The sequence below is a fragment of the Pseudomonas sp. PB101 genome (assembly GCF_009764265.1).
Taxonomy (GTDB): domain Bacteria; phylum Pseudomonadota; class Gammaproteobacteria; order Pseudomonadales; family Pseudomonadaceae; genus Aquipseudomonas.
This window is the reverse complement of the sequence record NZ_RWIR01000076.1, coordinates 80,606-91,946: the sequence shown is the minus strand read 5'-3', so window position 1 is coordinate 91,946 and position 11,341 is coordinate 80,606. Positions and strand designations below refer to the sequence as shown.

Here is an 11,341-nt window from a genome sequence, read left to right as displayed (position 1 = left end):
CTCATCGCATGTAGGTGCCAGCGAAGCCAACCGGAGGGCGATGCCCCCGGATGAATGCCGGAGCGAAGGAACCCCGAGCCTAAGCGAGGGGCCGTACGCAAGGGGCGAGACCTTTTGGTTCCTTTTGTGTCGTTTGACAAAAGGGACTCGCCGTAAGGGCGAAACCATAAGCCGCCGTTACCCAAGAAATGGATATACACCCAGTCAAACGGTCTCCTTCCTGACCCGAAACCAAGCCGCATAAAGCGCAGGCAAAAACAGCAGCGTCAACGCAGTCGCAACAATCAACCCCCCCATGATCGCCACCGCCATCGGCCCGAAAAACACGCTACGCGACAACGGAATCATCGCCAATACAGCAGCGAGAGCCGTCAGCACAATCGGCCGAAACCGCCGAACCGTAGCCTCGATGATCGCCTGCCAAGGCTTCAACCCGGCGGCAATATCCTGCTCGATCTGATCCACCAGAATCACCGAGTTACGCATGATCATCCCGGACAACGCGATAGTCCCCAGCATCGCGACAAACCCGAACGGCTGACGGAACACCAACAGAAACAGCGTCACCCCGATCAACCCCAGCGGCGCCGTCAGAAACACCATCGCCGTCCGCGAAAAACTGCGCAGCTGCAGCATCAGCAAGGTCAGCACCACCACGATGAACAACGGCACCCCGGCCTTCACCGAGTTCTGCCCACGCGCCGAATCTTCCACCGTGCCGCCGACATCCAGCAAGTAGCCATCGGGCAATTCAGCGCGGATCGGATCGAGGGTCGGCATGATCTGCTGCACCAGCGTCGCCGGTTGCTGCTTGTCATAGATGTCGGCACGCACCGTCACGTTGGGCAGGCGATTGCGGTGCCAGATGATGCCCTCTTCAAAGCCGTACTCCAGGGTCGCGATCTGCGACAGCGCTACGCTGCGACCGTTATCGGTCGGCACCGCCAGGCTTGGCAGCAATGACAACTCGGTGCGCTCATGCACGGTGCCGCGCAACAGGATCTCGATCAACTCGTTGTCTTCGCGGTACTGGCTGACGCTGGAACCGGTCAGCGAACTTTGCAGGAACTTCGACAGGTTCGCCGTGCTCACGCCCAGCGCCCGCGCGCGGTCCTGATCGATGTTCAGGTACACCACCTTGCTCGGCTCTTCCCAGTCCAGGTGGACGTTGACCACATGCGGGTTCTCGCGAACCTTGGCCGCGACCTTGCGCGCCAGCGCCCGCACTTCCTCGATGTGCTCCCCGGTGACGCGGAACTGCACCGGGTAGCCAACCGGCGGACCGTTTTCCAGTCGCGTGACCCGCGAGCGCAGCGCCGGGAACTGCTCGTTGAGGGTTGCGATCAACCAGGTGCGCAGGGCTTCGCGTTCCTCGATGGTTTTCGCCAGGACGACGAACTGGGCGAAGCTCGCCGCCGGCAGTTGCTGATCCAGCGGCAGGTAGAAACGCGGCGAACCGGTGCCGACATAGGCCACGTAATTGTCGATCCCGGCCTTGTCCTTGAGCAGCGCTTCGAGGCGCTTGACCTCGTCGGCGGTGTTGCTCAGCGAAGCGCCTTCGGCCAGTTTCAGGTCGACCATCAATTCCAGGCGACCCGATGCCGGGAAGAATTGCTGCGGGACAAACTTGAACAGCACGATGGACGCGATGAACAACACCACGGTCGCGGCGATCACGGTTTTGCGCCAGCGCACGCACCACTCCACCAGATTTCGCACGCGCTGGTAAAACGGCGTGCCATACGGATCGGGCTGGCCGGCACCGTGCTTGGCCGCGTGAATCTTCGCCAGGTCCGGCAGGAGTTTTTCCCCGAGGTACGGCACGAACACCACCGCGACCACCCACGACGCCAGCAGCGCGATGGTGACCACCTCGAAGATCGAACGGGTGTATTCACCCGTGCCCGATTGCGCCGTGACGATCGGCAGGAAACCGGCCGCGGTGATCAGCGTACCGGTGAGCATCGGGAACGCGGTGCTGGTCCAGGCGTAACTCGCGGCTTTGACCCGGTCGAAACCCTGTTCCATTTTGATCGCCATCATTTCCACGGCGATGATCGCGTCGTCCACCAGCAAGCCCAGCGCCAGAACCAGCGCGCCGAGGGAGATCTTGTGCAGGCCGATGCCGAGGTAATACATGCAGGCGAACGTCATCGCCAGCACCAGCGGAATCGCCAGGGCCACCACCATGCCGGTACGTACGCCAAGGGAGAAGAAGCTCACCAGCAACACGATGGCCAGCGCCTCGACCAGCACTTGCACGAACTCGCCGACACCGGTTTTCACCGCCGCCGGTTGGTCGGAGACTTTGCGCAACTCCATGCCGGCGGGGAGGTTTTTCTGGATGCGGGCGAATTCGATTTCCAGCGCCTTGCCCAGCACCAGAATGTCACCGCCGTCCTTCATCGCCACCGCCAGGCCGATGGCGTCTTGCGCCATGAAGCGCATGCGCGGCGCCGGTGGATCATTGAAACCACGGCGCACATCGGCCACATCGGAGATGCGGAAAGTGCGGTCACCGACGCGAATCGGGAAGTTCTTGATCTCGTCGACCGTCTGAAAATTCCCCGTCACCCGTAGCTGCAATCGCTCGCTGCTGGTTTCGAAGAAACCTGCCGTGGACACCGCGTTCTGCTCTTCAAGGGCTTGCTGGACGGCCGCCAACGGCAAACCGAGGGTGGCAAGCTTGACGTTGGAGAGCTCGATCCAGATTTTCTCGTCCTGCAATCCCAGCAGTTCGACCTTGCCCACATCCTTGACCCGCTGCAGCTGGATCTGGATGCGGTCGGCGTAGTCCTTGAGCACCGCGTAGTCGAAACCCTCACCGGTCAGGGCGTAGATATTGCCGAAGGTGGTGCCGAATTCATCGTTGAAGAACGGCCCCTGAATTCCCGGTGGCAGGGTATGACGGATGTCGCTGATCTTCTTGCGCACCTGATACCACAGCTCCGGGATCTCCACCGAGTGCATGGAGTCGCGGGCAATGAAGGTCACCTGGGATTCGCCGGGGCGGGAGAACGACATGATGCGCTCGTACTCGCCGGTTTCCATGAGTTTCTTTTCGATGCGCTCGGTGACCTGGCGCGAAACTTCCTCGGCAGTCGCGCCCGGCCAGTTGGTGCGAATCACCATGGCCTTGAAGGTGAACGGCGGGTCTTCGCTCTGGCCGAGCTTGGTGTAGGAAAGTGCGCCGACAATGGCCAGCAACAGCATCAGGAACAGCACGATCTGGCGATTACGCAGCGCCCATTCGGAAACGTTGAAGCGCATCGGGGCTTACTCCTTGTCCGCCAGATTGACCACGCGATTGGAGCGATCCACCGGGCGCACCTGCTGCCCTTCGAGAAGCACATGGACACCGGCGGCAACCACCCAGTCACTGGCGTTGAGCCCTTCGAGCACCGGTACGCTTTTCTCGCCGAAGGCACCCACGCGCACCGGGGTTTTCTTCAAGGTGTTGTTGGCGCTGACGACCCAGACATAGGTCACGCCGTTTTCCGCCGTCAGCGCAGACAGCGGAACGGACAGTGGCACCACGTCGGCGGCCTGCACGAACACTCGGGCGCTCTGGCCCAGCTCCACCGCAACCTTGCCGGATGTGAAGGCGATGCGCGCCGCGAAGGTACGCGACTTGGGGTCGGCGGACGGCGACAGCTCACGGATGCGCCCTTCGAAACGCTGGCCGGGCTGAGTCCAGAGCTCCACAAACACCGGTTCACCTACCTTGAAGCGGCCGAAGTTCTGCTCCGGCAGGCTGATCAACACTTCACGCTCGCCATCGGTTGCCAGGGTGAACACCGTTTGCCCGGCAGCCACGACTTGCCCGACTTCCACCAGGCGCTTGGCCACGACGCCGTCCTGCGGCGCACGCAGCACGGCATAACTGGCCTGGTTATTGGAGACGTTGAATTCGGCTTTGATCTGCTTGAGGCGCGCTTCACCGGAGCGGTAGAGGTTTTCGTGATTGTCGTACTGCGAACGGCTGACGAGCTGACGCTCCATCAGGGTTTTATAGCGATCCCGCTCGGCGCGCACCATGCTCAGATTGGCTTCGGCGGCAGCGACCTGAGCGCGTGTGGCCTCCAGCTGCAGGCGCACGTCCTGCGGATCGAGCTCGGCCAAGGGTTGATCGGCCTTGACCCGCTGCCCTTCCTCGACCAGTCGTCGGCTGACCTTACCGCTGATGCGGAACGCCAGATCCGGCTCGTAACGCGCGCGCACTTCACCGGGATAACTTTCCATGGCCTGTGCCGAAGGCTCTGGCTGGACCACCATGGCCGGGCGCACGCTGACCTGCGGCACCTCCTCGGAACCACACGCAGACAATAAAAAAGCCAGGGTGACTGGCAACGCGAGGGGCAAGGCATAGCGGAACATGGTGAAGGACCTTTCGCTAATGGTGCTTGGAATAATTATACTGAGCAGTATGTTATTAATAGCAAACTCACCAGTCCAGTAATAAAAACGAATATGCCAAACAATCTTTCAGCACCCAATGGCCCAGGCAGACCCAAGGATCTGGTCAAGCGCCAGGCGATTCTCGATGCGGCGAAAACGCTGTTTCTGAGTAAGGGTTATGCCAATACCAGCATGGATGCCGTTGCAACCGAAGCCGGTGTGTCAAAGCTGACGGTCTATAGCCACTTCAACGACAAGGAGACGCTGTTCTCCGCTGCGGTGATGGCCAAGTGCGAGGAGCAGTTGCCGACGCTGTTCTTCGAACTGCCGGAAGGCGTGGCCGTGGAAACCGTACTGCTGAACATCGCACGCGGTTTTCATCACCTGATCAACAGTGATGAATCAGTGAACCTGCACCGCTTGATCATGGCCTTGGGCAGTCAGGACCCGAAACTCTCACTGATTTTCTTCGAGGCCGGGCCTCAGCGCATGCTGCACGGTATGGAACGCTTGTTGAGCAAGGTCAACGAAAGCGGCGCATTGAGCATCGACAAACCGCACAATGCAGCAGAACACTTCTTCTGCCTGCTCAAGGGCGCAGCGAATTTCCGGCTGCTCTTCGGCTGTGGCGAGCCATTGGACGACGAGGCCGCCGAGAGTCATGTGCGCGAAGTGGTGGGGTTGTTTATGCGGGCGTATCGGCCGGAGCAGGCCTGACAGATATTGGCTGGCTGATCTGACGCCTTCGCGGGCAAGCCCGCTCCCACAGGGTCCGAGGTGATCCCAAGTCTTGGGCCCGGCACAAAACCTGTGGGAGCGTGGCTTGCCCGCGATGAAGGCGACTCGGTCTTAAGGCTTCAAAGCTTTCTTCGGATAAATGTCATACCGACTGGACTTGCCATCCAGCGCATGACTCGGCTTCGGCCCTTCAATGCACGGCGCCTTGCGCGGACGCTTGACCACCACCCGGTGGCTGGCCAGCGCCAATGCGGCTTCGAGCAATGCCGGCGCATCCGGGTCATCGCCCACCAGCGGCCGGAACAGGCGCATTTCCTTCTTCACCAGCGCGGTTTTCTCGCGGTGCGGGAACATCGGGTCAAGGTAGATCACCTGCGGGGGCTCGCCCTCCCAGTTGCGCATCACCTCGATCGAGTTGCCCTTGAGCAAGCGCATGCGCGCCACGATCGGCGCCACGTCAAAATCTTCCGCACCTCGGGCCAGGCCATCTTCCAGCAAGGCGCCGATCAGCGGCTGACGCTCGATCAGGCTCATCTCGCAACCGAGGCTGGCCAGCACGAACGCATCCTTGCCCAGCCCCGCCGTGGCATCCAGCACCCGCGGGCGCACGCCCTGGGCGACGCCGACAGCCTTGGCGATCATCTGCCCGCTGCCGCCACCGTACAACCGGCGATGAGCCGCACCGCCCTCGACGAAGTCCACCCGCACCGGTCCCGGCGCATCCGGCCCCAGCTGTTGCAGCTGCAAACCCTGGTCGCCTACCTGCAAGGCAAACTCGCCGTCCACCACTTGCATCGGCAAGCCCAGGCGCTCGGCCCATTGCTCGGCTTGTGGCTCGAAAGCCTCGTCCAGGGCCTGGACATGGATGCGGCAGGCCGCAGGTTGATCAATCATCGGAAAACACGCTCAAAAAATTAATGATCGGCAAAAACTGCCGATAACAAAACTATCGAGCATTTTGCCAGAGCTGAGCGTCGACCGAGAGAAATGTCAGACATTCAACCCACAATCACAGGTTTTATCTCGCCCTACGGCGACTACAACCTGCGAAACACCCAGGCACTGAGCGGCGTCAGCCACATCTGGCAGGATTTCTTTGCCCGAGCGCTGGCCGAACAGTCGGGTGAAGTGCTGCCGCAATCGTTGAATTTCCCACCGGTCGACCTCGAAAGCCCGGTTGAGCCTACCGTTGGCAGCGACCTGCTGGCGCACATCGTGTCCCAGCGCGAATGCGATGTGCAGGACAACGTGGTCCGCCCGCCCGAGCCACTGTTCCTGCCGATTGCCGAATTCGAAACGGACCTGGCCGACAAGCCATTCCCACCGTTCCCGGCGGATGAAATCGTCGCCCAGCAAAAACAACAGGACTTCGAAAGCGGCTGGGTACGCCCGATCGTGCTCAACGCCGGTCAGCCGCTGCCGAACGCTGGCCCTGCCGCGCAACCGCGTCCGCTGCACCTGCCCATCGCCGAATTCGAACTCGATCTGCTCGACAAGCCGTTCCCGCCGTTCTCCGCGGAAGAACGGGCGGAGCAGCAGAAACAACTCGATTTCGACAATGGCTGGGCGCGCCCGATCATCCTGCAGAACCTGCGCATCGCCGCATAAACCTCAGCGACAAAGCCACCACGGCCCGACATCCAGATGAAAGTGATTGCGATGGGCGGCGTTGTAATCCGGGCTCAAGACCACACTGAACAGACCGCAGGCGCCATCGCGAACCTGCCGTAGAAACCGTGCGTCCCGATCATTCCCGGACCAATCCTTGAGCACGCTGACGGTTCGACCATCGGCCAGCCGAAAACCGGCGATATCCAGCGCATTGGCTGACGCATGCTGACTGAGCCGGCCATTCTCGCGGCTGTAGACATTGCGACAGGCGAAGCTGCCGAGGTGCTCGACCCGCGTGACCGCTTGCCCGTAGATCGCCTGCGCAGCGGGTTGCAGGGCGTGATGTTCGAACAGCGCAAACGACACCGCCAACCGGCAACTGGAGAGGAAACTGCTGCTCAGCGCCACATCACCACTCTGCACCCGCAGGGCATTGACCAGCGGGCATTTGGCGTCAGGGCTGTCGGCCTGAGGGGCCACGCGTAAACCGGAGCTGCTCAAGGCCTGCTCGCACAACTGCGGATCGTCGCGCAGACGCATCAACTTGTAGCGAGTCAGCAGGTTCGGCGTGGCCTTGACGTCGAGCGGCGTCCAGGGGTTCCACTGCGCCGGCACTTGCAACCAGCCGCGCCACAGGCTGGCCACCGCGCCACCGATGATCAGCAGCACCAGCAGGAACCAGCGCCCGCCGCTCATGTTCAGCCCTTGAAGAATTGATTGGCCTTCTGGTACGGCATCGACCGGGACGTGAAGCCGAACGTGCCCGACGTCTGGATTTCTTCAGCAGCACGCATGAACTCGCCATACGCCGCCAGTGCCAGCGCCGAACCGACGCTGATGCGCTTGACGCCCATTTCAGCCAACTCCGCGACCGTCAGCTTCAGGCCGCCCGACATCAACACATTCACCGGCTTCGGCGCCACGGCGCGCACCACCGCCAGCACCTCCTCGGCACTGCGCAGGCCCGGCGCATAGAGCACATCGGCACCGGCCTCGGCGAATGCCTGCAAGCGGCGGATGGTGTCGGCCAGATCGGGATTGCCGTGCAGGAAGTTTTCCGCCCGGGCGGTCAAGGTGAAGGGGAACGGCAAGCTGCGAGCGGCAGCCACAGCAGCCTCGATCCGCGCGACGGCGTGTTCGAAGCAGTAGATCGGGCCGTCTTCACGGCCGGTGGTATCTTCGATCGAACCACCCACGGCGCCGGCCTCTGCTGCGCGCAAAATACTTTTGGCGCAATCGGCCGGGTTGTCGGCAAAGCCGTTTTCCAGGTCGACGGCAACCGGCAGGTCGGTGGCGGCGACAATCGCCTGAACGTTCAGCAGGGTATCGTCGAGGGTCAAGCCGCCATCGGCGCGGCCCTGGGAAAAGGCATAACCGGCACTGGTGGTCGCCAGCGCCTCGAAGCCGAGGCTGGCCAGCATTTTCGCCGAACCGGCGTCCCACGGGTTGGGAATCACAAAAGCCCCCGGGCGTTCGTGAAGGGCTTTGAACGCCTGGGCTCGAAGGGTTTGCGCATCCATTTGGCAGGCTCCTGAAGAGGGGAAGAAATCCGCCTCAGAGCAGGCCAAGTTGCTCGGCGACGGGTTCTCTGTATAGCTCAGGCAGCGCCGGCAAGCCAGGCAAACGCAGCATCAGCCGGGCGTGAAAACGCTGCGCCAGCTTCGCCGCCAGCAGATTGTCGGCCGTGTGCAGGAAGATATAGGGGGTGCGGCCCTCTTCGATCCATGCCGCGATTTTTTCAACCCACGGCTCCAGGAACGGATCGTTGGCCTCAAGCGTCGGATGGCCGATAAAACGCACCTGCGGGAACTGCGTGAAGGCCGCCGGGCGCGGCGGGACGCGGGGTTTCTTCGATTGGGCGTGGAGCACCGAAGGTTCGGTCGATGTGCAACTGAACAGCGCTCGGGGGTCGAGACAGATGCGCTCGACACCGCGATCCAGCAGCAGACGGTTGAGCATGCGCTCGCTGTCGCCCTTGGCGAAAAAATCGTCATGGCGCACTTCCACGGCCAGCGGCCGCTGCAAGGCATCGATAAAGCCCGCCAGTTCGGGCAAGCGTTGGGGCGTGAAGCTTTTCGACAGCTGCAACCACAGCGGCGACACCCGTTCACCGAGAGGGTTGAGTAACTGCAGGAAGGTCTCGGCGGCGGTCAGCTGCTCGCGCAGATCGCCACCGTGGCTGATCTCGCGGGGAAACTTGGCGGTGAAGCGAAAGTGCGCGGGCATGGTTTCAGCCCAGCGCTGCACGGTGCTGGCAGCCGGGGTCGCGTAGAAGGTCGTGTTGCCTTCTACGGCGTTGAATACCTGGCAATAGAGATCAAGAAAATCGGCGGTTTTGGCGTGCGGCGGATACAGGTAGTCGCGCCAGGCGTTTTCGCTCCAGGAGGGGCAACCGAGGTAATACGGCAGCGCCATCAGATGTACAGGTCGAGGCCCAGCACATCCGCTTCCCAATCAACAAAACCGGCGGTGCTCAGGTAGCTGGCCAGGGCTGTCGCCACGCTTTTGCTCATGGCACGGTGGTAAATCATGTCTTGCTGGCGGGCGGGAAGATTGCTCAGTTTTTGCGCAGAGGCTTTGGCGGCACGGGCAGCCAGTTGCTCTTCAGTCGGGAATTCCAGTTCGCCTTCGATATCGATGGCGTCGTCTTCTACCACGCGGCCTTTGCGAGGTTTGCGCTTGATGGGGTAGGACTGAGAGGAAACGCCGTCTATACGCATAGGTGCATGCTCGGAATCAGTGATGGCAGTTTAGTGGCGCAAAACCCACTTCGCAAACCGCCGAGTGATAACTAGAACACATAAAAGGCAAAAGGTTTAAAAGCTGGGGTTAGAAACTGATGATCGGCTGCGCCCGATAGATCGCCATCGCGGGCAAGCCCGCTCCCACAAGGTTCAGCGCAAATCCTGTGGGAGCGTGGCTTGCCCGCGATTGGACCAACTCGGGCCTGAATACTATCGAGCTTTAGGCGTCGCCACTTTATCGCGCAGGTAAACCGGCTGCGCCTCGTCCGCCACGATCGCCTCGCCGCGCTCCCAGGCAAACCGCGCCAGGGTCAGCAGGTCTTGGGCATGGGGCAACATGCCCGCGTCCTGCCCGCTCAGGCTGACGGCGATACGTTCGCCATAACCCCAACCGGTGCCCGCGCCGAACCACTCGCCGTCGGCATCGACCGGCAGTGCGGCGGACTCCGGCGGCAGTACCGCTTCGGCGCCGACCAGACGCATCTCCCCGGCCGTTTCGCGGTAGCAACCCCAATACACTTCATCCATGCGCGCATCGATGGCCGCGGCGACCTGCGTGGCGCCGTGTTCACGCAATGCACGTTGCGCCAGCACCGCCAGGTTCGACACCGGCAGCACCGGGCGATCCAGGGCAAACGCCAGGCCTTGCACCACGCCGATGGCGATGCGCACGCCGGTGAAGGCACCCGGGCCACGGCCAAACGCGATGGCATCGATCGCTTGCAGGGTGGTGCCGGCATCGGCCAGCAATTGCTGGATCATCGGCAACAGCTTCTGCGCATGCAGGCGCGGGATCACCTCGTAATGGCTCGTGACCTTGCCGTCATGCAGCAAGGCAACGGAGCAAGCTTCAGTCGCGGTGTCCAGGGCCAGCAAGGTGCTCATCGATGTATCCACAAGAGTGATCGGAAAAAAGTGCGTCAGTATAAACAACTACGGCCCGCAAGCGGGCCGTGGATGATGCAGCAGGTCAGACATTTCAGCTCAGGGCTGCAAGCACCTTGGCGGTGATCGCTTCAACCGAACCGACGCCTTCGATATGGCTGTACTTCGGCTTGCCGTTGGCAGCCGACAGCTTCTGGTAGAAGTCCACCAGCGGCTTGGTCTGGGAGTGGTAGACCGACAGGCGATGACGCACGGTTTCTTCGGTGTCGTCCTTGCGCTGTACCAGCTCTTCACCGGTGACGTCGTCTACGCCAGCCACTTTCGGCGGGTTGTAGACGATGTGGTACACGCGGCCGCTGGCCTCGTGAACACGGCGACCGGCGATACGCTGGACGATCTCTTCGTCTTCGACGGCGATTTCAACGACCGCGTCCAGCTCGACGCCGGCAGTCACCAGGGCTTCAGCCTGGGGAATGGTGCGCGGGAAGCCGTCGAACAGGAAACCGTTGGCGCAGTCGGACTGGGCGATGCGGTCCTTGACCAGTGCGATGATCAGGTCATCGGATACCAGGCCGCCGGCATCCATGATGCTCTTGGCCTTGATGCCCAACTCGGTGCCGGCCTTGACCGCTGCACGCAGCATGTCGCCGGTGGAGATTTGCGGAATGCCGAATTTTTCGGTGATGAACTTAGCCTGAGTACCTTTACCGGCCCCGGGAGCTCCCAGCAGAATGACGCGCATCGATGTGCTCCTCAATTTTTTATATGGATAACGTCAGATTCGCCTCGTGGGGCCAATCTCAAAAATAGGGTCGTGACCGCCCAAACGGCCAAAGGCTGATCAAGATACACAGCAGGCTGCGCCCACACAAGACGCCGAAAGTCGGAGAAACCGCTGCTTCTTGCGACCGTTGCGCGCAGTTTCCCAAGTCGCAACCCCATCATTAACTGTCGCATGACAGCAC

11 protein-coding genes are annotated in these 11,341 nt (G+C 61.7%); 2 read left to right on the top strand and 9 right to left on the bottom strand.

Annotation, left to right across the window (positions count from 1 at the left end; genetic code table 11):
• Nucleotides 1-204 precede the first annotated feature (204 nt).
• A complete protein-coding gene (locus tag EI969_RS23620; RefSeq protein WP_160389907.1) occupies nt 205-3,270 on the bottom strand; it encodes an efflux RND transporter permease subunit in 3,066 nt (1,021 codons plus the stop codon).
• 6 nt (nt 3,271-3,276) lie between these two features.
• Nucleotides 3,277-4,377 (bottom strand): efflux RND transporter periplasmic adaptor subunit, encoded by a 1,101-nt coding sequence (locus tag EI969_RS23615; RefSeq protein WP_160389906.1) that lies wholly within the window; start codon nt 4,375-4,377, stop codon nt 3,277-3,279.
• Between the two features lie 93 nt (nt 4,378-4,470).
• On the opposite strand from EI969_RS23615, the gene EI969_RS23610 reads away from it, so the two are divergent.
• The gene (locus EI969_RS23610; RefSeq protein ID WP_160389905.1) at nt 4,471-5,115 is read left to right on the top strand and encodes a TetR/AcrR family transcriptional regulator; all 645 of its coding nucleotides are present in this window, start codon (nt 4,471-4,473) and stop codon (nt 5,113-5,115) included.
• 132 nt (nt 5,116-5,247) lie between these two features.
• Here EI969_RS23610 and EI969_RS23605 read toward each other — a convergent pair whose 3' ends face one another.
• Entirely contained in the window at nt 5,248-6,030 is a 783-nt protein-coding gene (locus EI969_RS23605; protein ID WP_160389904.1) for a class I SAM-dependent methyltransferase, read from the bottom strand.
• A 93-nt stretch (nt 6,031-6,123) separates the two neighbouring features.
• On the opposite strand from EI969_RS23605, the gene EI969_RS23600 reads away from it, so the two are divergent.
• Entirely contained in the window at nt 6,124-6,744 is a 621-nt protein-coding gene (locus tag EI969_RS23600; protein WP_160389903.1) for an energy transducer TonB, read from the top strand.
• A 3-nt stretch (nt 6,745-6,747) separates the two neighbouring features.
• Here the strand turns inward: EI969_RS23600 and EI969_RS23595 are convergent, their stop codons facing one another.
• The 6 genes from EI969_RS23595 to adk form a co-directional block, all read right to left on the bottom strand.
• Entirely contained in the window at nt 6,748-7,443 is a 696-nt protein-coding gene (locus EI969_RS23595; protein WP_160389902.1) for an extensin family protein, read from the bottom strand.
• Nucleotides 7,444-7,445: 2 nt separating this feature from the next.
• Complete coding sequence (locus EI969_RS23590) at nt 7,446-8,267, bottom strand: isocitrate lyase/phosphoenolpyruvate mutase family protein (RefSeq protein ID WP_160389901.1); 822 nt, start codon at nt 8,265-8,267, stop codon at nt 7,446-7,448.
• A 34-nt stretch (nt 8,268-8,301) separates the two neighbouring features.
• A complete protein-coding gene (locus EI969_RS23585) occupies nt 8,302-9,162 on the bottom strand; it encodes a DUF72 domain-containing protein (protein ID WP_160389900.1) in 861 nt (286 codons plus the stop codon).
• Nucleotides 9,162-9,467, bottom strand: a complete 306-nt coding sequence (locus EI969_RS23580) for a hypothetical protein (protein ID WP_057716196.1) — start codon at nt 9,465-9,467, stop codon at nt 9,162-9,164. Before EI969_RS23580 ends, EI969_RS23585 begins: the two co-directional genes overlap by 1 nt.
• A 234-nt stretch (nt 9,468-9,701) precedes the next feature.
• Nucleotides 9,702-10,376 (bottom strand): tRNA (adenosine(37)-N6)-threonylcarbamoyltransferase complex dimerization subunit type 1 TsaB, encoded by a 675-nt coding sequence (gene tsaB, locus EI969_RS23575; protein ID WP_160389899.1) that lies wholly within the window; start codon nt 10,374-10,376, stop codon nt 9,702-9,704.
• A 94-nt stretch (nt 10,377-10,470) separates the two neighbouring features.
• Complete coding sequence (adk, locus tag EI969_RS23570) at nt 10,471-11,118, bottom strand: adenylate kinase (protein WP_160389898.1); 648 nt, start codon at nt 11,116-11,118, stop codon at nt 10,471-10,473.
• Nucleotides 11,119-11,341 lie beyond the last annotated feature (223 nt).